20 protein-coding genes are annotated in these 22,448 nt (G+C 58.2%); 9 read left to right on the forward strand and 11 right to left on the reverse strand.

Annotated elements, in window-relative coordinates:
- Nucleotides 1-98: 98 nt before the first annotated feature.
- The 3 genes from aceE to ampD all read right to left on the reverse strand — a co-directional run bounded on the left by aceE (nucleotide 99) and on the right by ampD (nucleotide 4,457).
- A complete protein-coding gene (gene aceE / locus G5171_RS15880; protein WP_216979995.1) occupies nucleotides 99-2,759 on the reverse strand; it encodes a pyruvate dehydrogenase (acetyl-transferring), homodimeric type in 2,661 nt (886 codons plus the stop codon).
- Nucleotides 2,760-2,838: 79 nt separating this feature from the next.
- Complete coding sequence (gene pdhR / locus G5171_RS15885; RefSeq protein ID WP_005341670.1) at nucleotides 2,839-3,603, reverse strand: pyruvate dehydrogenase complex transcriptional repressor PdhR; 765 nt, start codon at nucleotides 3,601-3,603, stop codon at nucleotides 2,839-2,841.
- A gap of 278 nt (nucleotides 3,604-3,881) precedes the next feature.
- Nucleotides 3,882-4,457 (reverse strand): 1,6-anhydro-N-acetylmuramyl-L-alanine amidase AmpD, encoded by a 576-nt coding sequence (ampD, locus tag G5171_RS15890; RefSeq protein ID WP_216979993.1) that lies wholly within the window; start codon nucleotides 4,455-4,457, stop codon nucleotides 3,882-3,884.
- 130 nt (nucleotides 4,458-4,587) lie between these two features.
- Between ampD and G5171_RS15895 the strand changes: the two genes are divergently transcribed.
- The 9 genes from G5171_RS15895 to yacG all read left to right on the forward strand — a co-directional run bounded on the left by G5171_RS15895 (nucleotide 4,588) and on the right by yacG (nucleotide 12,275).
- Nucleotides 4,588-5,058, forward strand: coding sequence for a retropepsin-like aspartic protease family protein (locus tag G5171_RS15895; RefSeq protein WP_005336129.1), 471 nt, complete (start codon nucleotides 4,588-4,590; stop codon nucleotides 5,056-5,058).
- Nucleotides 5,059-5,061: 3 nt separating this feature from the next.
- Nucleotides 5,062-5,925: a carboxylating nicotinate-nucleotide diphosphorylase gene (gene nadC / locus G5171_RS15900; RefSeq protein ID WP_216979992.1), complete on the forward strand. Its 864-nt coding sequence runs from the start codon at nucleotides 5,062-5,064 to the stop codon at nucleotides 5,923-5,925.
- 314 nt (nucleotides 5,926-6,239) lie between these two features.
- Nucleotides 6,240-6,665 carry a pilin gene (locus G5171_RS15905; protein ID WP_421260421.1) on the forward strand — a complete coding sequence of 142 codons (426 nt, stop codon included), beginning with the start codon at nucleotides 6,240-6,242 and terminating at the stop codon, nucleotides 6,663-6,665.
- 6 nt (nucleotides 6,666-6,671) lie between these two features.
- Nucleotides 6,672-8,378, forward strand: a complete 1,707-nt coding sequence (tapB, locus tag G5171_RS15910; RefSeq protein ID WP_216979990.1) for a PilB family type IVa pilus assembly ATPase TapB — start codon at nucleotides 6,672-6,674, stop codon at nucleotides 8,376-8,378.
- A gap of 129 nt (nucleotides 8,379-8,507) precedes the next feature.
- Nucleotides 8,508-9,749 (forward strand): type II secretion system F family protein, encoded by a 1,242-nt coding sequence (locus G5171_RS15915; RefSeq protein WP_421251072.1) that lies wholly within the window; start codon nucleotides 8,508-8,510, stop codon nucleotides 9,747-9,749.
- Between the two features lie 61 nt (nucleotides 9,750-9,810).
- Nucleotides 9,811-10,683: a prepilin peptidase gene (locus G5171_RS15920; protein ID WP_421251073.1), complete on the forward strand. Its 873-nt coding sequence runs from the start codon at nucleotides 9,811-9,813 to the stop codon at nucleotides 10,681-10,683.
- A 13-nt stretch (nucleotides 10,684-10,696) separates the two neighbouring features.
- Entirely contained in the window at nucleotides 10,697-11,311 is a 615-nt protein-coding gene (coaE, locus tag G5171_RS15925; protein ID WP_421212466.1) for a dephospho-CoA kinase, read from the forward strand.
- Nucleotides 11,312-11,348: 37 nt separating this feature from the next.
- Nucleotides 11,349-12,071, forward strand: a complete 723-nt coding sequence (gene zapD / locus G5171_RS15930) for a cell division protein ZapD (protein ID WP_005336141.1) — start codon at nucleotides 11,349-11,351, stop codon at nucleotides 12,069-12,071.
- A gap of 9 nt (nucleotides 12,072-12,080) precedes the next feature.
- The gene (gene yacG / locus G5171_RS15935; protein WP_005336142.1) at nucleotides 12,081-12,275 is read left to right on the forward strand and encodes a DNA gyrase inhibitor YacG; all 195 of its coding nucleotides are present in this window, start codon (nucleotides 12,081-12,083) and stop codon (nucleotides 12,273-12,275) included.
- Nucleotides 12,276-12,351: 76 nt separating this feature from the next.
- On the opposite strand, the gene mutT is transcribed toward yacG, so the two are convergent.
- The 8 genes from mutT to murC form a co-directional block, all read right to left on the reverse strand.
- Nucleotides 12,352-12,756, reverse strand: coding sequence for an 8-oxo-dGTP diphosphatase MutT (gene mutT, locus G5171_RS15940; RefSeq protein ID WP_005341686.1), 405 nt, complete (start codon nucleotides 12,754-12,756; stop codon nucleotides 12,352-12,354).
- 74 nt (nucleotides 12,757-12,830) lie between these two features.
- On the reverse strand, nucleotides 12,831-15,551 hold the full coding sequence (gene secA, locus G5171_RS15945) for a preprotein translocase subunit SecA (protein WP_337073398.1): 2,721 nt from the start codon (nucleotides 15,549-15,551) through the stop codon (nucleotides 12,831-12,833).
- 58 nt (nucleotides 15,552-15,609) lie between these two features.
- Nucleotides 15,610-16,419, reverse strand: a complete 810-nt coding sequence (locus tag G5171_RS15950; RefSeq protein WP_367949402.1) for a peptidoglycan DD-metalloendopeptidase family protein — start codon at nucleotides 16,417-16,419, stop codon at nucleotides 15,610-15,612.
- Nucleotides 16,420-16,655: 236 nt separating this feature from the next.
- Nucleotides 16,656-17,579 (reverse strand): UDP-3-O-acyl-N-acetylglucosamine deacetylase, encoded by a 924-nt coding sequence (lpxC, locus tag G5171_RS15955; RefSeq protein ID WP_005336146.1) that lies wholly within the window; start codon nucleotides 17,577-17,579, stop codon nucleotides 16,656-16,658.
- Nucleotides 17,580-17,678: 99 nt separating this feature from the next.
- Complete coding sequence (gene ftsZ / locus G5171_RS15960) at nucleotides 17,679-18,830, reverse strand: cell division protein FtsZ (protein WP_005341691.1); 1,152 nt, start codon at nucleotides 18,828-18,830, stop codon at nucleotides 17,679-17,681.
- Nucleotides 18,831-18,869: 39 nt separating this feature from the next.
- Nucleotides 18,870-20,129, reverse strand: a complete 1,260-nt coding sequence (ftsA, locus tag G5171_RS15965) for a cell division protein FtsA (protein WP_005341694.1) — start codon at nucleotides 20,127-20,129, stop codon at nucleotides 18,870-18,872.
- Nucleotides 20,110-20,862, reverse strand: a complete 753-nt coding sequence (locus G5171_RS15970; RefSeq protein WP_005341696.1) for a cell division protein FtsQ/DivIB — start codon at nucleotides 20,860-20,862, stop codon at nucleotides 20,110-20,112. Before G5171_RS15970 ends, ftsA begins: the two co-directional genes overlap by 20 nt.
- 98 nt (nucleotides 20,863-20,960) lie before the next feature.
- Entirely contained in the window at nucleotides 20,961-22,415 is a 1,455-nt protein-coding gene (murC, locus tag G5171_RS15975) for a UDP-N-acetylmuramate--L-alanine ligase (RefSeq protein ID WP_421251076.1), read from the reverse strand.
- Nucleotides 22,416-22,448: the final 33 nt, after the last annotated feature.

The raw sequence follows: 22,448 nt of genomic DNA on the forward strand, positions 1-22,448 counted from the left end.
GATCCGCGTGGCTGGCTGATGCCGCCACGCACATCTCGCGTTAACCGTTTTAAACCCTGGCAAGGTCGCGCCGCATGACGGCGCAACCCTTGATCCACTTACGCGTACAGCGGGTTGACCTTGTCGGCATCGATGCCGTACTTGGCGATGGCGTCGGCCACAACCTGCTTGTCGAGCTCGCCGCGCTTGGCCAGTTCGGTCAGAGCAGCAACCACCACGTAGAACTCGTTCACTTCGAAGTGACGACGCAGGTTGGCACGGCTGTCGGAACGGCCGTAACCGTCGGTACCCAGCACGCGGTAGTTCTCGGTCGGCACGAAGGCGCGAACCTGATCGGCGAAGGACTTCATGTAGTCGGTCGCAGCGATGGTGGCTTCGGAACCCAGTACCTGAGCGATGTAGGGTACGCGAGCTTCGGCGGTCGGGTGCAGCATGTTCCAGCGATCCGCGTCCTGACCGTCACGGGCCAGTTCGTTGAAGGAGGTGACGCTGAACACATCGGAACCGATGCCGTACTCGCTGGCCAGGATCTGGGCAGCCTTGCGCACGTGACCCAGGATAGAACCACAGCCCAGCAGCTGAACTTTCGCCTTGGCACCGGCTACGGATTCCAGCTTGTAGATACCCTTGCGGATGCCTTCCTCGGCGCCTTCCGGCATGGCCGGCATGGCATAGTTCTCGTTCAGGGTGGTGATGTAGTAGAACACGTTCTCCGGGTTCTCACCGTACATGCGGCGCAGGCCGTCCTGTACGATCACCGCTACTTCATAGGCGTAGGACGGGTCGTAGGAGATGCAGTTCGGGATGGTGTTCGCCAGGATGTGGCTGTGACCATCTTCGTGCTGCAGACCTTCGCCGTTCAGGGTAGTACGACCGGAGGTCGCACCCAGCAGGAAGCCACGGGCTTGCTGGTCACCGGCTGCCCACGCCATGTCGCCGATCCGCTGGAAGCCGAACATGGAGTAGTAGATGTAGAACGGGATCATCGGGCAATCGTTGGTGCTGTAAGAGGTCGCAGCAGCCAGCCAGGAGGACATGGCGCCCAGCTCGTTGATACCGTCTTGCAGAACCTGACCCTGCTTGTCTTCCTTGTAGTAGGAGACGATGTCGCGGTCTTGCGGGGTGTACTGCTGACCGTGCGGGCTGTAGATACCGATCTGGCGGAACAGACCTTCCATACCGAAGGTACGGGCTTCGTCAGCCAGGATCGGAACGATACGCTTGCCGATGGACTTGTCTTTCAGCATCACGTTCAGGGAACGCACGAACGCCATGGTGGTGGAGATTTCGCGCGCCTGCTCGCCCAACAGCGGGCCGAAGGCATCCAGCGCCGGGATTTCCAGCTTGGTGGTGCTTTCGCGCAGACGGGTCGGCAGATAGCCTTTCAGGGCTGCACGACGAGCATGCAGGTACTTGTGCTCTTCACTGCCCTCTTCGATCTTCAGGTACGGCAGATCGGCCAGCTGCTCGTCGGCCACCGGCAGGTTGAAGCGGTCACGCAGGTGACGCACGGAGTCCAGCTCCATCTTCTTGACCTGGTGAGCGATGTTCTTGCCTTCGGCCGCTTCACCCATACCGTAACCCTTGATGGTCTTGGCCAGAATAACGGTCGGCTTGCCCTTGGTCTGGGTCGCCTTGTTGAATGCAGCGAACAGTTTGCGAGGATCGTGACCACCGCGGTTCAGGGCGAAGATCTCCTCGTCGGTCATGTCTTTGACCAGCGCGGCAGTTTCCGGATAACGGTTGAAGAAGTGCTCGCGGATGTAGCCACCGTCGCGGGACTTCATGGTCTGGTAGTCACCGTCCACAGTCTCGTTCATCAGCTGGATCAGCTTGCCGGAAGTGTCTTTCTTCAGCAGCTCATCCCACTTGCGACCCCAGATAACCTTGGTCACGTCCCAACCGGCGCCAGCGAACAGGCCTTCCAGCTCGTTGATGACCTTGCCGTTACCGACAACCGGACCATCCAGACGCTGCAGGTTGCAGTTAACCACGAACACCAGGTTGTCGAGCTTTTCACGCACGGCAACAGTCAGGGCACCCTTGGCTTCCGGCTCGTCCATCTCGCCGTCACCCAGGAAGGCGTAAACGGTCTGCTCGGAGCAATCCTTGATGCCACGGTCGGTCAGGTACTTCAGGAAGCGAGCCTGATAGATGGCGGCGATGGGGCCCAGACCCATGGAGACGGTCGGGAACTGCCAGAAGTCCGGCATCAGTTTCGGGTGCGGATAGGAAGGCAGACCCTTGCCGTCCACTTCCTGACGGAAGTTGTCCAGCTGCTCTTCGGTCAGACGACCCTCAGCAAAGGCGCGAGCATAGATGCCCGGGGAAATGTGACCCTGGAAGTAAACCAGATCGCCACCATCCTTCTCGTTGCGAGCACGGAAGAAGTGGTTGAAGCAGACATCATAGATGGTCGCAGAAGAAGCGAAGGAAGACATGTGACCACCCAGGTCCAGGTCTTTCTTGGAGGCGCGCAGCACGATCATCATGGCGTTCCAGCGGATGATGGCGCGAATGCGGCGTTCCATCTCCAGGTCACCCGGGTAGTCCGGCTCATCGCTGGACGGGATGGTGTTGATGTAATCGCGATTTGCCTTGGCAGCCACGTCCACACCGCTTGCGCGGGCTTTCTCGGCCAACTGTTCAAGGATGAACTGAGCGCGTTGCGGACCCTCTTCACGCAGCAGGGATTCCAGAGAGGCAAGCCACTCCAGCGTTTCTATCGGGTCCACATCGTTCTTCAGGATATCAGACATGGCTGGTTCCTATGTTGTTGTGATTGCACGGCATTGCACGGCGAAGGGCGCAAGCATTCGACAATAAAGCCTTGTGGGATTAGTTTTCCTGCTGACGGATCCGACGCATGGATCGCTGGATCCGGCTGTCTTCCCTCTGCATATCCAACAAGGTGTCCTCGATAAAGGCCAGATGCTCATGACAAGCTGTTCTGGCCCGCTCCGGAGCCCCCGAAAGAATAGCCTCGATCAGATTCGCGCGATGGCGACGTATCTTGGCTACCACTCCCGGGCGGCGATTCAAAATCTCGTTATTCTGCAGAATGTTCTGCTCGAGCATGGGGCTCATGGCCCGCAGCAGGTGCAGCAGCACCACGTTGTGGGACGCCTCGGCCACCGCCAGATAAAACTGGGTGACGGCTGCCGATTCGGCCACCAGCGAGCCCGACTGGCCCGCCTCTTCGATGGTGATTTGTACCTGACGAATGCGCTCGAAATCAGACCCGGTTCCCCGCAAGGCGGCGTAGTAGGCACAGATGCCCTCCAGCGCGTGGCGAAACTCCAGCAGGTCATACCGGGCTTCCGGGTGAGTACTGAGCAGTTCGAACAGAGGATCGGCCATCCCCTTGCTCAGGGCATTCTGCACATAAGTGCCGCCGCCCTGACGGCGATAAAGCAACCCGCGCGCTTCCAGCCGCTGGATGGCTTCGCGCAGGGAGGGGCGCGATACCTGAAACTGGATGGCGAGTTCCCGCTCGGGAGGCAATTTCTGCCCCGGCTGCAGGCTGCCTTCCAGAATCATCTGTTCCAGCTCGGCGACAATGGAGTCGGCCAACTTGGGTTGCGTAATCTTGCGATAGGGCATGAGGCTACTTTGTTAAATTGGTATTACCAATTTCATGGATGGGGCGAAAATTAGCAGAGGCCTTTTGAAAAGTCCACTCAAAAGATGATCTGAGTCAAGAATCACCCCCACCACTTAAGGGGTAAAGCAGAGGAAACATGATTTAGCTCATAGAAAATGGTCTGACCAATATTCTTGACCACGCTCACAAATAACATATGTGCAACCAGAGGCAAAAATGGCCTGCCAGATCGGCAAGCCATTGATTTTAAAATCCAAACTAAATTTGAATATTTACTTTAGCTGTTTAGTAGTTGCCAGTAGTAATCCCACTGAAAACTGGCACCGGGATCCGTCTTGCGCCCTGGCGCTATGTCGCAATGACCGACAATTTTTTCGCGGGTAATCGCCGGATAGCGTTCTGAAATGGCTCGAGTGAGCCCTACCAGTGCCCGATATTGAGCCTCGGTGTAGGGGGTCTCGTCGGTCCCTTCCAGCTCGATGCCGATGGAGAAGTCATTGCATGCCTCTCTCCCCTGCCAGCTCGAGATACCAGCATGCCAGGCGCGTGCGCCAAACGGCACATACTGCACCAACTCGCCATCACGGCGGATCAAGCAATGGGCCGAAACCCGCAACTGATGGATACCGGCAAAATAGGGGTGGGCATCGGGGTCGAGCCGCCCCATAAAAAGATCGTCGATAAAGGGGCCACCAAACTCCCCCGGCGGCAGGCTGATGCCATGCACCACCAGCAGGGAGATATCGTCCGGCACGGCCCGCTCGTTGTGGTGAGGAGAAGGCACCCGGCGCGCCTGCTGGCACCAGCCAGCAGCATCGATAGAGAAACAAGGTTGCGAAGGGAGTTGAGTCATCGGCTACTCGAGTTGGCTGCTAAATGGCGAAAAAACGAAGATACCTGATAGGCAACCCGACACCAACTCACTGAATCAACGGGAAATGGTATGTTAGGCTGAGTCATCTTCCGCTCGATATGGATGGGGTATGCAGCACACGGCACGCTGGATGTGGTTACTGGCCTGGCTCTCTTTGATGGGCCTGCTGACCCTCTATTTTCACTCCCGCAACCAACCGAGCGTCACCGCCAGCGGCGAGCTGTTGCTGCGGGCCGACCAGAGTGGCCACTATCGTCTGGAGGGTGCCATCAACGGCCAACCGGTGCAACTGCTGCTCGATACCGGCGCTACACGCATCACCATCCCGCAACAGGTTGCCGAGCGCCTCGGCCTGACAGCTTATGGTAGCAGCCAGGTCAATACCGCTGCGGGGCAGATCCGGGTCGGCAACGGCACCATCGAAACGCTGGCGATGGGGCCATTGACCTTGTACGATCTGGCCATCTTTATCAATCCGGCGGCAGACGGTGACGAAGTGCTGGTTGGCATGAACGCCCTCGGTCGGCTGGAGCTGGTTCAAAAGGAGCGGCAACTGCTGCTCAGACCCTTGCAGGAATAAGGCATGTTTCAACAGGATGTCAGCCGCGCCGTGCGCGCCGCACTACTCGAAGATCTGGGCGATGCCCTCACCACGCTGGACCAACCGGACGCCAGTGCCGATATCACCGCCCAGCTGATCCCGGCCGACCGGATGGCCAGCGCCCGGGTCATCACCCGTGAGGCCGGTGTGTTCTGCGGCCAGCCCTGGGTGGATGAAGTGTTCGTACAACTCGGCGGCGACGTGAAGGTGGAGTGGAAGGTGCAGGATGGGGAAGTGCTCTCCCCCAATCAGGAGCTGTTCCGCCTCCACGGCCCTGCCCGCCGGCTGCTGACCGGCGAGCGCAATGCGCTGAACTTTGTCCAGACCCTCTCAGGCGTCGCCACCCTCACCGCTCGCTATGTGGCTGAACTGGAGGGCACCGACTGCCGCCTGCTCGACACCCGCAAGACCATTCCTGGGCTACGCACCGCCCAGAAGTATGCGGTCACCTGTGGCGGCGGCAAAAACCACCGCATCGGCCTCTACGACGCCTATCTCATCAAAGAGAACCATATCCTCGCCTGTGGCGGCATCGCCGAGGCAATTAGCGAGGCTCGTCGGCTCAATCCGGGCAAACCGGTGGAGGTGGAAGTGGAATCACTGGCAGAACTGGAACAGGCACTGGCGGCCAATGCCGATATTGTGATGCTCGACAATTTCGACGTGGCCATGATGCGGGAAGCAGTCGCCATTAATCAGGGGCGCGCCAAGCTGGAAGTTTCCGGTAATGTGACGCTGGACACCCTGGCCGAGTTCGCTGCCACCGGCGTCGATTTTATCTCGGTCGGGGCGCTCACCAAGCATGTGCGGGCGCTCGATCTCTCCATGCGTTTTATCCAGCAGTGAGCCAAATTACCGGGACCTGAGCAAATACTCGGCCTAACCGGACAAACAACTTGCAAAAGGCGCCATGGGCGCCTTTTCTTTATGCAGGATCCCTCGGCAAAGGAGTGTTAAGACGGACCCGATTCCGGCAATATAAAGAGTCATAGGAGGCCACTTCTTTTATGACACGCATCAAGTTTTTGCTAAATGAAAGAAGTGTGATTAACAAAATAGACAATCTCTGTTGCCACCCCTGACAGCTCGGATAAGATACTGACGTGCAGATGATTTTCCACCGGCACTTCCCAGGAACCAAGGATAAAAGGATATTTTTCATGAACAGTAAAATGAAGAAACAATCAGGCTTTACCCTTATTGAATTGATGATCGTGGTCGCGATCGTGGCCATTCTGGCGGCGGTAGCGCTGCCGGCGTATCAAGATTACACTCGACGAGCAAGGGCGACTGAAGTGGTTGCAGCTACTGGTGGCTATAAGACCGGCGTAGAAGTATGTGCTCAGTCTACACAAACATTAACTGGGTGTGATGCTGGAACTAAAGGCATTCCCGCTGCAATATCTGGGGCCAGTGGCACAAGCAAAGTTGTTAATATGGATGTGAATAATGGAGTAATTACCGGAGAGGGCACCCCTGACACCGGCGATGGCACCAATGGATGCCAAATTAGTCTGACCCCTGTTCTTGATAATGGTCGAGTATTGTGGGGACCGACATCTGGTGCCACCAATAACTGCTCATGAGCATTTATGACCTCTAGCCCTAATAGCGGCCTGGCGTTAAGCCTGGCCGCCTCTTCACTGATCAGTGAAGAGGAGTCCCAGCGCTATCTAAGCCAGGCGAAGGCCCAGCGTAAACCTTTTGTCACCTTTCTGATAGAAAACGACATCCTCGACAGCAAGGCGCTCGCCGATTTTTGCGAGCTGGAGTATGGGGTACCTCTGCTGGATCTTGCCGCCTTCGATTTGGCCGAGATCCCGCAGAAGTACCTCAATCAGAAGCTGATTGAGAAACACCACGTGCTGCCCATCTACACCCAGGGCCACACTCTCTATATCGCCATGTCGGATCCGACCAATGTCTCGGCACTGGAGGACTTCGGCTTCAGCTTCGGACTCCATACCGAGGCGCTGCTGGTGGAGGAGAACAAGCTCACCGCCGCCATCGGCAAGCTGCTGGAGAGCGAAAACGACGCCCTCGGCATGGAGGATATCGACGAAGCAGAGATTTCGGATCTCGAAGTCTCCGACGAGAACAGTCGACTGGACGAGAGCGTCAATACCGCCGATGACGACGCCCCCATCGTCAAGTACATCAACAAGATCCTGATGGATGCCATCAAGCGCGGCGCCTCCGACCTGCACTTCGAGCCTTACGAGTTCAAGTATCGGGTGCGCTTTCGCATCGATGGCATTCTGCACGAAATCGCCACTCCGCCGGTCAATCTGGCCAACCGCTTCTCTGCCCGCCTCAAGGTGATGGCGCGGCTCGATATCGCCGAGCGGCGGCTGCCGCAGGATGGCCGCATCAAATTGAAGCTGTCGCGCAACAAGTCGATGGATATGCGGGTTAATACCCTGCCCACCATGTGGGGGGAGAAGATCGTTATCCGTCTGCTCGACTCCTCGGCGGCCCGCCTCAATATCGAGCAGCTCGGCTTCGACGACCGCCAGAAGGCGCAGTACCTGCGTGCTCTCTCGAAACCACAGGGGATGATCCTGGTGACCGGCCCCACCGGTTCGGGCAAGACGGTCTCGCTCTATACCGGCCTCAATATTCTCAACACTACCGAGGTAAACATCTCCACCGCCGAAGACCCGGTTGAGATCAACCTGCCGGGCGTCAACCAGGTGCAGGTCAATCCCAAGGCGGGGCTCACCTTCGCCAGCGCCCTACGCTCCTTCTTGCGGCAAGACCCGGATGTGGTGATGGTGGGGGAGATACGGGATCTCGAAACCGCCGAGATCGCCATCAAGGCTGCGCAAACTGGCCACCTGGTGCTCTCAACCCTGCACACCAACTCGGCAGCCGAAACCCTGACCCGGATGATGAATATGGGAGTGCCCGCCTTCAATATCGCCTCTTCGGTCACCCTGATCATGGCCCAACGGCTGGCACGTAAACTGTGCGACCACTGCAAGGCGCCGGAGGTGGTGCCGGAAGCAGAGCTGCTGGAGCTGGGTTTTACCCCGCAGCAGCTGGCAGCCGGCTTGCGGCTGTTCAAACCTGTGGGGTGCAAGGAGTGTTCCGGCGGCTACAAGGGGCGGGTCGGCATCTACGAAATCATGTTGATGTCGGAGAACATCGCCAAATTGATCATGCAGGGGGCAAACTCCCTGCAAATTGCCGCTATCGCGCAGAAGGAGGGGATGCGCACCCTGCGCACTTCGGGACTGGAGAAGGCACGCCTCGGTGTCACCAGCCTGGCAGAGGTCAACCGGGTCACCACCAATTAAACCTCGCCAAGATGCGAGCAAGATGATTTACCAGCAAACGACCAGATGGTGCCAAGCCGTTTGAGGATATTTATCAGGTCAGATGGTTCAGGGACTCCCTGACCATCCGCCCAATTGCAGGATGCAAAGATGGCAACCCTAACGAAAAAGAACAATACCCCCAAAAAAGTCTTCGCCTACCGCTGGCACGGGGTTAATCGCAAGGGGCAGAAGGTCTCTGGCGAGCTGCAGGCTGACAGCATCAATACCGTCAAGGCGGAGCTGCGCAAGCAGGGGGTCAACGTCACCAAGGTGGCCAAAAAATCCCAAGGGCTCTTCTCCAAGGGTGGCGCCAAGATCAAGCCGATGGATATCGCCATCGTTTCCCGCCAGATCACTACCATGCTCTCCGCCGGCGTACCACTGGTACAGAGTCTGCAGATCATCGCCCGCAGCCACGAGAAAGCTGCCATGCGCGAACTGATGGGGGAGATTGCCGCAGATGTCGAAACCGGCACCCCCATGTCGGAGGCGTTGCGCCGCCACCCCCGCCATTTTGACGATCTCTACTGCGATCTGGTGGAAGCAGGAGAACAATCCGGTGCGCTGGAGACCATCTACGACCGTATCGCCACCTATCGGGAAAAGTCGGAAGCGCTCAAGTCGAAGATCAAGAAGGCAATGTTCTATCCCACCATGGTTATTCTGGTGGCCATCGTGGTGACTTCCATCCTGCTGCTGTTCGTCATCCCCCAGTTCGAGGATATCTTCAAGAGCTTCGGCGCCGAGCTGCCGGTGTTCACCCAGTTTGTCATCGGCATCTCACGCTTTATGCAGAACTGGTGGTATGTCTTCTTTGGCGGAGCTGCACTCGCCATCTTCCTCTATGTACGCGCCTGGCGCGCCTCCCAGAAGGTAAAGGACAATACCGACAAGTTTGTACTTACCATCCCGGTGGTCGGGATGATCCTGCACAAGGCGGCCATGGCTCGCTTTGCCCGTACACTCTCAACCACCTTCTCGGCCGGCATTCCACTGGTCGATGCACTCATCTCGGCGGCCGGCGCTTCAGGCAACTATGTCTATCGCACCGCAGTAATGGCCATTCGCAACGAGGTAGTGGCAGGTATGCAGATCAACGTGGCGATGCGCACCGTCGATCTCTTTCCCGACATGGTGATCCAGATGGTGATGATCGGCGAGGAGTCCGGCGCCATCGATGATATGCTCTCCAAGGTTGCCACCATCTTCGAGCAGGAGGTGGACGACCTGGTCGATGGCCTCACCAGCTTGTTGGAACCCCTCATCATGGTGGTGCTGGGGGTGCTGGTCGGCGGCATGGTTATTGCCATGTACTTGCCCATCTTCAAGCTTGGCGACGTGGTGGGCTGATTCATCAGGGCATGGCGCCACAACCATGCCCTTCCCCTCATTTAATAACTGACGGTTGGTTATGACACTTCTTCTCGAGCTGGCTCACGGCTTGCCTTGGCTCTATTTCTCGCTGGTTTTTATCTTTTCCCTGATGATCGGCAGTTTCCTCAACGTGGTGATCCACCGCTTGCCCATCATGCTGGAGCGGGAGTGGCAGGCCGAGTATCGCGGCTACTTTTCCCCCGATGAGGAGGCCACTGCGCCAGAGCGCTACAACCTGATGGTCCCCCGCTCCGCATGCCCTCACTGTGGCCACGCCATCACTGCGCTGGAAAACATCCCGCTGTTGAGCTGGCTCTGGCTCAAGGGGCGTTGCCGCGGCTGTCAGGCCCCCATCTCGGCCCGCTATCCGCTGGTGGAGCTGCTGACCGCCCTGCTCTCGGTTGCTGTTGCCATGGTGATTACACCAGGCTGGGGCACGCTGGCCGCCCTGCTGCTGACCTGGGTACTGGTCGCCCTCACCTTTATCGATCTCGACAAGATGTTGTTGCCAGACCAGCTCACCCTGCCCCTGCTGTGGAGCGGGCTGCTGTTCAATCTGGCAGGTGGCTTCGTCCCCTTGGCTGATGCAGTGATTGGCGCCATGGCGGGCTATCTGGTGCTCTGGAGCCTCTACTGGGCTTTCAAGCTGCTCACCGGCAAGGAGGGGATGGGATATGGCGACTTCAAGCTGCTGGCGGCGCTGGGCGCCTGGCTCGGCTGGCAGGCGCTGCCCATAATTCTGCTGCTCTCATCCCTGGTCGGCGCCGTGATCGGCATCAGTCTGATCGCTTTGCACAAACACCATCAGAGTAAGCCCATCCCCTTCGGCCCCTACCTCGCCATCGCGGGCTGGATTGCCCTGCTGTGGGGCGATACCATCACCAACTGGTATCTCTCTACCCTGCTTTGAGCAAGAGGCTCCCATGTATGTAGTTGCTATCACTGGTGGTATCGGCAGCGGCAAGACCACCATCGCCAATCAGTTTGCCGAGCTGGGTATCGAGGTGGTGGATGCCGATGTGATCGCCCGCGAGGTCGTTGAGCCGGGCACCCAGGCTCTTGCCGCCATCGCCGACCATTTTGGCCCGGATGTGATTGAGCCGAGCGGTCAACTCGACCGCCGCACCCTGCGCGAACGGGTCTTCAGCGACCCGCAAGCCAAGACCTGGCTCAACGCCTTGCTCCATCCACTCATTCGCAGCGAGATGCAGCGCCAATGTGCTGCTGCCCGCTCACCTTACTGCCTGCTGGTGGTGCCGCTGCTGGTGGAGAACAAACTCACCGGCCTCGCCGACCGGGTGCTGGTGATCGATGTGGACGAAGCCACCCAGATTGAGCGAACCTGCCGTCGGGATGGCGTCAGCACCGAGCAGGCCAAAGCCATCATCGCTGCTCAGGCGAGCCGGACAGAACGGCTAGCTGTGGCGGATGATGTCATCGAAAACCACAATGACAGCGAAATGGCGATTAAAACGCGGATTTTGGCACTGCACGAGACATATCTGGCAATTGCCTCTCAACAAGCCCGCCAAGTGTGAGTACACTAGGCCGGTTTATGGCTGGCCAGGATTAGGCATGATTTACGATTTCCCCCTCAATGAAAAAAGCCGGACCTACCTGCGTCTGGAGTCCCTATTTTCCCAGATCCGCGACAATCTGGAGAGTGAACAATCCTGGGCACATATCGCCTTCTTCAAGGGGCTGTTCGATCTGCAGGAGTTGCTGGAGCGTGGTGACCTGCGCGCCGACCTCATCAAGGATCTGGAGCGTCTCGGCCAGCGTCTGAGCCACTGGGCCAGCCTGCCCGACGTCGATCTGGAGCAGATCAAACTGATGCAGCAAGAGAGCAGCCAGCTCTCCCGCAACCTGCTCAATTCACCACGCCCGGGTGCCCGCCTGAAAGAGGATCGTCTGCTCGGATCCATCCGCCAGCGTTTCTCCATCCCGGGTGGCCTGTGTGCCTTCGATGTGCCGCAGCTGCACCACTGGCTCGGAACCCCGGCCATCACCCGTCACCAGCAGATGCAGGGCTGGCTGAGCGATATCAACCTGCTGATGAATGCCATCACACTGCTGCTGCGCCTGTGGCGCGAATCAGGCAGCTTCAGTGAGCAGGTTGCGAGCAACGGTTTCTTCCAGGACACCGCCGAGAGCGCCGAGCTGATCCGCATCAAGCTGCCGGGCAATCTGTTCTGCTACCCGACCCTGAGCGGCCACAAGAACCGCTTCGCCCTGCGCTTTCTGCCCACCGCAGAACAGCCGATTGGCGACGTGCCGTTCCAGCTCGCCTGCTGCTAAGGAGGGCTTATGGTCACCAAGGTAAAGTGTCCAACCTGCCAGAGCGAAGTGGAGTGGGGCCCGCAGAGTCCGTTCCGCCCCTTCTGCAGCAAGCGCTGCCAGCTGATCGATCTCGGCGAATGGGCCGATGAAGAGAAGCGCATTCCCGGCGAAATCAACCCGGACCTGCTGCCGGAGCCGGAAGAGGGTGACCAGTGGCTATAAGCCTGCGGCCACTCGCCTCTGTAAAATGAAAAAAGGGCCAATTGGCCCTTTTTCATACTTGTTGATGACTACCGGCTCACGCCAGCAGGCCTTGAAGCCGCGCGACAATCGGACCGTTGGCATCGGGAAAGTGGTAGTTGTGCAGCTCAGCCACCGGCACCCATAGACACTCCTGCCCCTCCTTGCCGAACGGATCGCCGCTGAAACGGGTCACCTTCCAGATATCCAGCAACACCTGCTTCTCGGGGTAGTCGTGCTGCAGCTCCATAAAAGGGGCACAATCCTGCACCCGGATGCCGATCTCTTCCCACAGCTCCCGATCCAGTGCGGTGAGCAGATCCTCACCGGACTCTACCTTGCCACCGGGAAACTCCCAGCGATCACCCTGATGGCGATCGGAGGAGCGTCTGGCGATGAAGATATCGCCCCGTTCATTCTCGATGACGCCAACCGCCACCCAGATCCGTTTTTTCTGTTCCATCAATTACCTCTGTTCGCTTGTTGCCACCAATAACAAGGCGGGCACTTGGCCCGCCTGTTATGGCATAGCGTCGATCAGGTCAACTGACCGTGGCAATGCTTGTACTTCTTGCCGGAGCCGCACGGGCAGGGATCGTTGCGGCCAACCTTCTGCTCGTCGCGTACGAAAGTGGTGTGGCCCTCTTCGCCTGCGGTCTGTTCATCGGCCAGCTGGTTCTCGGCAGCGGCGTGGGTGTAGGTACGGGGAGCGGCTTCCGCCTGCTGGCGCTGCTGCTCTTCCATCGCTTCCACATCACGCTCCTGCACCTGAACACGGCTCAGAATGCTGACCACGTCGCGTTTGAGGGTTTCCAGCATCTGGGTAAACAGATCGAAGGATTCACGCTTGTACTCCTGCTTGGGGTTCTTCTGGGCGTAGCCGCGCAGATGGATGCCCTGACGCAGGTGATCCATGGCCGCCAGATGCTCTTTCCACAAACCATCCAGAGTTTGCAGCATCACCGCCTTCTCGAAGTTGCGCAGCACCTCTTTGCCAACCAGCTCCTCCTTGTGGGCATAGAGCTTGGTGGCTTCGTCCAGAATGCGCTCGCGCAGCTTCTCTTCGTAAAGCTTGTCATCTTCCGCCAGCCACTGCTGCAACGGCAGATCCAGCGCGAAATCGGCCTTCAGGCGCGCTTCCAGACCCGGTACATCCCACATCTCTTCCAGAGACTGGGGCGGGATATACTCATCGATCACGCTGCCGTAGACATCATCACGGATAACGTGGATGGTCTCGGAGATGTCGTTGGTATCCAGCAGCTCGTTACGCTGCTCGTAGACCACCTTGCGCTGGTCGTTGGCAACGTCATCAAACTCCAGCAAGCTCTTGCGGATGTCGAAGTTGCGACCTTCCACCTTGCGCTGGGCATTTTCGATCGCCTTGGTGACCCAGGGGTGTTCGATGGCTTCGCCCTCTTCCATGCCCAGCTTCTTCATCATGCCGGTGACGCGATCAGAGGCGAAGATCCGCATCAGGGTATCTTCCATGGAGAGGTAAAAGCGGGAGGAACCCGGGTCACCCTGACGACCGGAACGGCCGCGCAGCTGGTTGTCGATACGACGGGATTCGTGACGCTCGGTACCGATAATGTGCAGACCACCGGCGGCCAGCACGGCATCGTGGCGCACCTGCCAGGCCGCTTTCAGCTCGGCAATCTGCTCCTCGGTCGGGTTCTCCAGCTTGGCGATCTCTGCCTGCCAGTTGCCGCCCAACACGATATCGGTACCACGACCGGCCATGTTGGTGGCGATGGTGACAGCACCAGTCTGGCCTGCTTGGGCAACGATCTCCGCCTCCATGGCGTGGAACTTGGCGTTCAGTACCTGATGCGGGATCTTCTCCTTGGTCAGGATGCCGGAGAGCAGCTCTGAGTTTTCGATGGAGACGGTACCCACCAGCACCGGCTGGCCGCGCTCCACACACTCGCGAATATCCTTGACGATGGCAGCATACTTCTCATTGGCGGTCAGGTAGACCAGATCGCCCATGTCCTTGCGCACCATCGGCTTGTTGGTCGGGATAACCACGGTATCCAGGCCATAAATCTGTTGGAATTCAAAGGCTTCGGTATCTGCAGTGCCGGTCATCCCCGCCAGCTTGTTGTAGAGACGGAAGTAGTTCTGGAAGGTGATAGATGCCAGCGTCTGGTTCTCGTTCTGGATCTTCACCCCTTCCTTTGCTTCAACGGCCTGATGCAGACCATCGGACCAGCGACGACCCGGCATGGTACGACCGGTGTGCTCATCGACGATGACGATCTCGTCCTTCTGGACGATGTAGTCCACATTGCGCTCGAACAGGGTATGAGCACGCAGACCGGCGTTGACGTGGTGCAGCAGGCTGATGTTTGAGGCGGAGAACAGGGAGTCGTTCTCGTCCAGCAGCCCCTCTTTCTTGAGCAGCTCTTCCACGAAGATCTGGCCGTTTTCGGTCAGCAGGGCCTGACGGTTCTTCTCGTCCACCGTGTAGTGACCGTCACCGGTGTACTCTTCGGTGTCTTCCTTGTCCTGCTTGACCAGCAGCGGGATCAGCTTGTTGACGCGAATATAGAGCTCTGAGCTGTCTTCGGCCGGGCCGGAGATGATGAGCGGAGTACGGGCTTCATCGATAAGCACCGAGTCAACCTCGTCCACCAGCGCGTAGTTAAGCGGGCGCTGTACGCGCTGCTCCGGCGAGAACGCCATGTTGTCACGCAGGTAGTCGAAACCGAATTCGTTGTTGGTACCGTAGGTGATATCGGCAGCGTAGGCGTCACGCTTCTGAGACGCATCCATGCCGGGCACGTTGCACGCAACGGTCATGCCGAGGAAAGCAAACAGCGGACGGTTAGCTTCCGCATCACGCTTGGCCAAGTAGTCGTTCACGGTCACCACGTGCACGCCACGACCGCTCAGGGCATTCAGGTAGGCCGGCAGGGTCGCGGTCAGGGTCTTACCTTCACCTGTCTTCATTTCTGCAATGCGGTTGGAGTTCAGCACCATACCGCCGATCAGCTGTACGTCGAAGTGACGCATGCCGAACACCCGCTTGGAGGCTTCACGCACAGTCGCGAACGCTTCCGGCAGCAACTGCTCCAGAGTCTCGCCCTGCTCGATACGCTGACGGTATTCAGCCGTTTTAGCCTGCAACTCGGAATCGGAGAGAGCCTCGAACTGCGGCTCCATGGCATTGATCTGTTTTACAATTTTGCGCAAAGCCTTGAGCGTTCTGTCGTTCCGGCTGCCGATAATCTTGGTAAGCAGTGTGCTAATCATGGGTACCAACTATTTCTGGTTATAAAAGCGTTCCGTCACTGGAACTGAAGAAAAAAACCTAACCCCGGCTGGCACTGAGAAAGCGTGCGGGGTTGACCTGACGACCGTCTTTCAACACTTCGTAATGCAAATGGACACCGGTCGCACGACCGGTACGTCCCATCAAGGCAATCTTCTGACCCTGATCAACCATTGTGCCCACCTCGACCAGCAACCTGGAGTTGTGGGCATAGCGGGTGACAAGGCCATTGCCGTGATTAATCTCCACCATATTGCCAAATTCCGGATGACGGCCCGCCCAGCTGACAATGCCAGGCCCGGTGGCCAGAATCGGGGTTCCGGGTTTGCCACGGAAATCGACCCCTTTGTGCATCTTGGCACGCCCGTTGAACGGATCGACCCGTCCACCAAACCCGGACGAGACCCAAACTCGCTCTTGTTTGACTGGCGTGCCGGAAATAAAACCGGCATCGGTGATATGGTGATTCATGATGAAAGATTCAAGTACCGACAGCTGCTCTTCACGGCTGCTGAGCTGCTGGCTGAGGTGTTTCATCGAGGCTTGCAGCTCGTTGAGGCTCACTTCCAGATCTTCATCATAAGAAGGTCCGCCCATGGGAGGCAGCTCTTTGAAATTGAACTCGTCGGGGTCGAGATCGGCCTGCTCGGTCAATCGTTCACCGAGGGCATTGAGACGGCCAAGCTGGCCTTGCATGGTGCCCACCTGAGCAGCCAACATTGCCAACTGTTCACGGGCTTCGTCGCCACTCTGGTCGACGGACTGTTGCTCGGCAACGGCAAGCGCTACTTCCAGCGCCTCCATTTTCTGGTGCCAACTCTGCCAAAGCCAACCACCACCAAGTGCCAACAGGGAGAGGAGAATACCGCCGACCCAGGCCAGACGTTGTTTGGGCAGGTGCAACTTGCGTCGCTGCTTGCCGTGGAGGATCAGGGTAATGCTCATAGAAATCAGTCTGCTCGGTCAGGTGCGGCCAAGAGCCTGCACGGGAAATAAAACCGGGAGATAATCGGTATTAAAGGATGGAGTAAACAAATGACGGAACGTCGGTGCGGAGAGAGGACCGACGTTCCGTTGCATAGCTATCAGGCCAGAACCAGACCGTTATCGTAGTAAGCGATAGGCGCTTTGTCGCCCTCACCCTCGAAGGTCACCAGTTCCCAAGCCTCCTGCTCGGCCAGCAAGGCACGCAGCAGTTTGTTGTTCAGGGCATGTCCGGTCTTGTAGGCACGGAACTCACCGATGATGCTGCGGTTACACATATAGAGGTCACCGATCGCGTCCAGCATCTTGTGCTTGACGAACTCGTCCTCATAACGCAAACCGTCTTCGTTCAGCACCCGATAGTCATCCAGTACCACGGCGTTTTCCAGGCTTCCGCCCAGCGCCAGGTTCTGGGAACGCAGGTACTCGATATCACGCATGAACCCGAAGGTACGGGCACGGCTGATCTCTTTCACGAAGGAAGCACCGGAGAAGTCCAGTACGCAACGCTGATTGCGCCCTTCAAAGACCGGATGCTGGAAGTCGATCTCGAGATCCATTTTGAAGCCGTTGCGATAGGGGTGGAATTCCGCCCACTTGTCGCCGTCTTCAACCCGGATGCTCTTCTTGATCCGCACAAACTGCTTGGCCGCATTTTGCTCACGGATCCCGACTTCCTGCAGCAGGTAGATAAAGGGATGCGCACTGCCATCCATCACCGGGATCTCGGGCGCGTCAACCTCGACATAGAGGTTGTCGATCCCCATCCCAGCCAGCGCGGCGGAGAGGTGCTCAATGGTAGAGACCCGGACACCGGCTTCGTTGACCAGAGCGGTACAGAGCACGGTATCGCGCACCTGATCGGCATTGGCTGGCAGCTCCACCACAGGATTCAGATCGGTACGCAAGTAAACGATCCCTGTGTTCACAGGTGCCGGACGGAATGTCATGGTGACTTTCCGGCCCGAATGCAGGCCGACACCAGTCGCCTGTACACTCGTTTTCAAGGTTCTTTGTCTAATCATGGGTGTACCCTAAACAGCTTAAAATCCTGACCAGATGGTCGTTGGCAGGCCATCTTAGCACATTCCTTAAGCAACAGACAAACAAGCCTCATCAGAGGCTTAGTCTGCCTGCTTGCGCAGGAACGCCGGAATATCCAGATAATCCGGTTCACGACGGGCTTGCGGCTCGGCGTTGACCACCTTGGCCGGCGCTTCGTCCATCACGCGGCCTTGCATCATGTCACTGACCAGCGGCTGACGCACCGGGCGCTCTTGCACCTGGCTGCTCTTGACTAGCGTGATGTCCGGCTTGCGCTCGGCACCGATACCGGTCGCAACCACGGTCACACGCAGTTCGTCGTGCATTTCCGGATCGATTACGGTACCCACTACCACAGTGGCGTTCTCGGAAGCGAAGGCCTTGACCGCGTTACCCACGGTTTCGAACTCTTCAATGGTCATGTCCATGCCAGCAGTGATGTTGACCAGGATGCCGCGGGCACCGGCCAGATCCACATCTTCCAGCAGCGGGCTGGAGATGGCTTTCTCGGCCGCTTCTTCGGCACGGTCATCACCGGAGGCAGAACCGGTACCCATCATGGCGGTACCCATTTCGCGCATCACGGTACGTACGTCCGCGAAGTCGACGTTGATCAAGCCCGGACGGGTGATCAGCTCGGCAATGCCCTGTACCGCACCAAGCAGTACATCGTTGGCAGCCTTGAAGGCGTCCAGCAGGGAGATACCGCGACCCAGCACCTTCAGCAACTTGTCGTTGGGGATGGTGATCAGGGAGTCAACATTTTTGGAGAGCTCTTCGATACCGTGCGCGGCGAAGCCCATCCGCTTCTTCCCTTCGAAGGAGAACGGCTTGGTCACTACAGCAACGGTCAGGATGCCCATCTCGCGCGCCACTTCGGCCACGATCGGCGCAGCACCGGTACCGGTACCACCCCCCATACCAGCGGCGATAAACACCATGTCGGAACCGGTCAGCAGCTCACGCAGTGCTTCGCGATCTTCCATGGCCGCATCACGACCCACTTCGGGATTGGCACCCGCCCCCAGACCCTTGGTAATACCACTACCGATCTGCAGGGTGGTGTTGGCACTGGAGTTACGCAGTGCCTGGGCGTCGGTGTTGACGGTGATGAACTCGACACCTTCGATGTTTTGACGAACCATGTGTTCGACAGCGTTGCCGCCGCCGCCACCTACACCGATCACTTTAATGACGGCTTCGTCAGTGTGGCTATCCATAAATTCAAACATGTTGTCTCTCCGCTTTATTTGCCTGACTCAGCAAAATTCTTAGAACTCGCCACGCAGCCAGTTGCTGACCCGTTTGACCAGGCCACCGACGCTTGCCTTGGCGGCATATTCTTTGTTGCTACCTGTTGCCTGATGGGTACGGCCATACTGCAGCAACCCGACTGCGGTCGAGTACACCGGTGCCTGCACGTAATCACTCAGACCACGAATATTCATGGGCTCCCCTACCCTGACCTGACACTGGAAGATCTGCTCTGCACACTCCACAATGCCTTCAATCTGGGCAGCGCCGCCGGTCAAGACCACACCGGCTGCCAGCTGATGCTTGACACCCTGCGCTTTCAACTCGCTTTGTACCCGCACCAGCTCATCATTCACCATGGAGAGCAACTCGGTGTAACGGGGCTCAATCACTTCAGCCAGTGTCTGCCGCTGCAGGCTGCGCGCCGGACGGCCGCCGACACTGGGCACTTCAATATTGTCTTCCTTGCTGACCAGACGACCGAGGGCACAGCCGTAGCGCACCTTGATCGCTTCTGCGTCGAGCGGCGGCGTACCGAAGGCGTAGGCGATGTCGCTGGTTACAGTGCTGCCAGCGTACGGGATCACCTTGGTGTGGCGCAGTGCGCCGCCGGTAAACAGCGACATGTCCATAGTGCCGCCACCGATGTCCACCACGCAGACCCCCAGCTCTTTCTCGTCTTCAGTCAACACTGCGTAGCTGGATGCCAGCGCGGAGAAGATCAGTTGATCGACCCGCAGCCCTACCTTCTCGACACACTTCTCGATGTTGCGAGCCATGTCGTTATGGCAGGTGATGAGATGCACCTTGGCCGCCATCCGCACGCCGGAGAGGCCGACCGGATTCTTGATCCCTTCCTGATAGTCGATGGCAAACTCCTGGGGCAGCACGTGCAGCACACGCAGCTCGTCGGAGAGGCGAACCGACTTGGCGGTGTGGATCACGTTGTCCACATCCTCCTGGGTCACCTCCTCATCGGAGATGGGCACCATGCCGGTCTCGTTGCGGCAGTCGATATGCTTGCCGGACAACCCCAGATAAACCGAGCTGATCTGGCAATCCGCCATCATCTCGGCCTCTTCCACCGCACGGCGCAGTGACTTGACCACGGAATCGAGGTCGTTGACCCCTCCCTTCTCCATCCCGCGGGAGGCGTGACTGCCCATACCGATGACGTTCAGTTCACCGTCCGGCAATACTTCCCCGACCAGAACCGCCACCTTGGTTGTGCCGATATCCAGTCCGACAATCAAATTCCTATCTGCGGTGTTGGTCATGCACTTTCTCTTCGCTCTTCTTCCAGCCAACTGCCACACCGGTATCGTATCGAAGATCCACATACGCAACCTGCGAACGGGGTTCGATAACCGGGAAGGCATCGATAAACCGCTGCAACCTGAGCGCTATGTCGTTACGCCCCAGAAACAGCTTGATATTGCCATCCAGGGTCAGTTCCCAGGCATGGCGGGGGGTCAGATTCACCCCCAACAACTTGTATCCCTTGGCCGCCAGCTGCGCTTCGTACTGCCGACTCTCTTTCAACACCATGGCGGCCTGGTCATCCGGCCCAGACAACTGCAACAGCGATGTCTTGACCCGATCCGGCGCACTGAACACCTTGCCCTTGGTGTTGACGAAGCGGTTGCCATTCCAGCGCGCCGCCACATCCTGTTCCGTCAGGTAAACCTTGATCTTGTTCGGCCACTTCTTGCGTACCGATACCGAGGCTACCCATGGCAAGGCATTAAGCCGTGCCTGCAATTCGTTGACATCCAACTCGAAGAAGTTGCGTGACTCGGCACCATCCAGCACGGCCAGTCGCAGCTCTTCGGTTTCCAGATACTGGTGTTGCCCCTGCAGCAACAGCTCGCTCATGGGCAACCGGTTGGCATCTGTCAGCCAACCTTTAACATCCAGCGCAGTCCGGTAGCAGCCCCATATCACCAGCAGGAAAAACATCACGCCTACGATGAAGCCGCCCTTGGTGCGCCCCTGTGCCCTTGCCTCCACCCGCTCGATCCCCGTGTAACGCGCTAAACCGGCCTTTTGACAGACCGGTTCGCCATTATATAGGCCCCGGCTTGGCGGTCAAAATACTCATTGGGCCCTCAGGCACCAGATTTCATGCTATCTATGCGCAATTTCATTTCGCCGAGACGACGGGCAAGTGCCCCAACGTTCCCCGCCCCCTGAGTCAGCACCAAATCCCCCTCACCAATCAAGTCGGCCAGCACGACAGGTACGTCATCTGGCGTGGCGACGAAGATGGGTTCCAGGTTGCCACGCGAGCGAATGGAGCGGCACAGAGCCCGTCCATCAGCCCCCGGGATCGGATCCTCACCGGCAGCATAAACCTCCAGCATCACCAGTACATCTACCTTGGAGAGCACATCTGCGAAGTCCTCGTAGAGGTCTCGGGTGCGGGTATAACGGTGCGGCTGGAACACCATTACCAGACGCTTCTCGGGCCAACCGGCACGAGCAGCGTTGATGGTGACCTTCACTTCGCTCGGGTGGTGACCGTAATCATCCACCAGCATGACCTTGCCGCGCCCGGTTTCGAACTCGCCATACTGCTGGAAGCGACGGCCAACCCCTTCAAACTTGGCCAGCGCACGGATGATGGCCTCGTCGCTAACCCCGTCTTCAGTCGCGACAGCTATCGCCGCGGCAGCGTTCAAGGCATTGTGGATCCCCGGCAAGTTGAGGGTAACCTGCAGTTCGCCCGCCTCTTTGCGACGCACCCGGAAGCTGCTGTGGTTGGTGGTCTGGACAAAATCCAATACCTGCACATCAGCGTCGTCAGAGAGACCATAAGTCAAGGTCGGACGAGCAATCTCCGGCAACATACCACGGATCACCGGATCATCGATGCAGACTACCGCCAGCCCGTAGAAAGGCAGGTTGTGCAGAAACTCGATGAATGTGGCCTTCAGCTTGGAGAAATCACCGCCGTAGGTGTCCATGTGATCCGCTTCGATATTGGTCACGATAGAGACCATCGGTTGCAGATGCAGGAAGGAGGCGTCACTTTCGTCTGCTTCGGCAATCAGATAGCGGCTGCTGCCCAGACGGGCATTGGTGCCGGCACTGTTGAGCAAGCCACCGATAACGAAGGTCGGATCGCGGTCGGCTTCGGCATAGATGCTCGCCACCAGACTGGTGGTGGTGGTCTTGCCGTGGGTGCCGGCAATGGCGATGCCGTGACGGAAACGCATCAACTCAGCCAACATCTCGGCGCGACGCACCACCGGGATACGTAGCTCGCGGGCAGCCAGCAGCTCCGGGTTGTCCTGTTTGATGGCGGTGGAGACCACCACCACGCTGGCGCCCTCGACGTGCACGGCACTATGACCGACAAAAATGTGGGCGCCCAGTCCTGCCAACCGTTCGGTCACTGCATTGCGACCCAAGTCAGAACCTGTCACCTGATACCCTTCGTTGGCAAGCACTTCGGCGATTCCGCCCATACCAGCACCACCGATGCCGATAAAGTGGATGCGACGCACGCGGCGCATTTCGGGGATCACAGTACGCAGTTTTGCCAGTTCAACCTTGGTCATAATCGTCTCTTTAGTCTGCCGCAGGCAATGTGC

Origin of the sequence: Aeromonas sp. 600774 (assembly GCF_049175075.1) — a bacterium.
Classification (GTDB): domain Bacteria; phylum Pseudomonadota; class Gammaproteobacteria; order Enterobacterales; family Aeromonadaceae; genus Aeromonas; species Aeromonas veronii_A.

Excerpts from the sequence above, each read along its gene's own strand:
- tapB (WP_216979990.1), top strand. The coding sequence starts at position 6,672 with ATGACCTCTAGCCCTAATAGCGGCCTGGCGTTAAGCCTGGCCGCCTCT.
- pdhR (WP_005341670.1), bottom strand. The coding sequence starts at position 3,603 with ATGCCCTATCGCAAGATTACGCAACCCAAGTTGGCCGACTCCATTGTC.
- lpxC (WP_005336146.1), bottom strand. The coding sequence starts at position 17,579 with ATGATTAGACAAAGAACCTTGAAAACGAGTGTACAGGCGACTGGTGTC.
- yacG (WP_005336142.1), top strand. The coding sequence starts at position 12,081 with ATGGTCACCAAGGTAAAGTGTCCAACCTGCCAGAGCGAAGTGGAGTGG.
- G5171_RS15920 (WP_421251073.1), top strand. The coding sequence starts at position 9,811 with ATGACACTTCTTCTCGAGCTGGCTCACGGCTTGCCTTGGCTCTATTTC.
- mutT (WP_005341686.1), bottom strand. The coding sequence starts at position 12,756 with ATGGAACAGAAAAAACGGATCTGGGTGGCGGTTGGCGTCATCGAGAAT.
- nadC (WP_216979992.1), top strand. The coding sequence starts at position 5,062 with ATGTTTCAACAGGATGTCAGCCGCGCCGTGCGCGCCGCACTACTCGAA.
- secA (WP_337073398.1), bottom strand. The coding sequence starts at position 15,551 with ATGATTAGCACACTGCTTACCAAGATTATCGGCAGCCGGAACGACAGA.
- murC (WP_421251076.1), bottom strand. The coding sequence starts at position 22,415 with ATGACCAAGGTTGAACTGGCAAAACTGCGTACTGTGATCCCCGAAATG.
- G5171_RS15915 (WP_421251072.1), top strand. The coding sequence starts at position 8,508 with ATGGCAACCCTAACGAAAAAGAACAATACCCCCAAAAAAGTCTTCGCC.
- ampD (WP_216979993.1), bottom strand. The coding sequence starts at position 4,457 with ATGACTCAACTCCCTTCGCAACCTTGTTTCTCTATCGATGCTGCTGGC.
- coaE (WP_421212466.1), top strand. The coding sequence starts at position 10,697 with ATGTATGTAGTTGCTATCACTGGTGGTATCGGCAGCGGCAAGACCACC.
- ftsA (WP_005341694.1), bottom strand. The coding sequence starts at position 20,129 with ATGACCAACACCGCAGATAGGAATTTGATTGTCGGACTGGATATCGGC.
- aceE (WP_216979995.1), bottom strand. The coding sequence starts at position 2,759 with ATGTCTGATATCCTGAAGAACGATGTGGACCCGATAGAAACGCTGGAG.
- G5171_RS15905 (WP_421260421.1), top strand. The coding sequence starts at position 6,240 with ATGAACAGTAAAATGAAGAAACAATCAGGCTTTACCCTTATTGAATTG.
- ftsZ (WP_005341691.1), bottom strand. The coding sequence starts at position 18,830 with ATGTTTGAATTTATGGATAGCCACACTGACGAAGCCGTCATTAAAGTG.
- zapD (WP_005336141.1), top strand. The coding sequence starts at position 11,349 with ATGATTTACGATTTCCCCCTCAATGAAAAAAGCCGGACCTACCTGCGT.
- G5171_RS15895 (WP_005336129.1), top strand. The coding sequence starts at position 4,588 with ATGCAGCACACGGCACGCTGGATGTGGTTACTGGCCTGGCTCTCTTTG.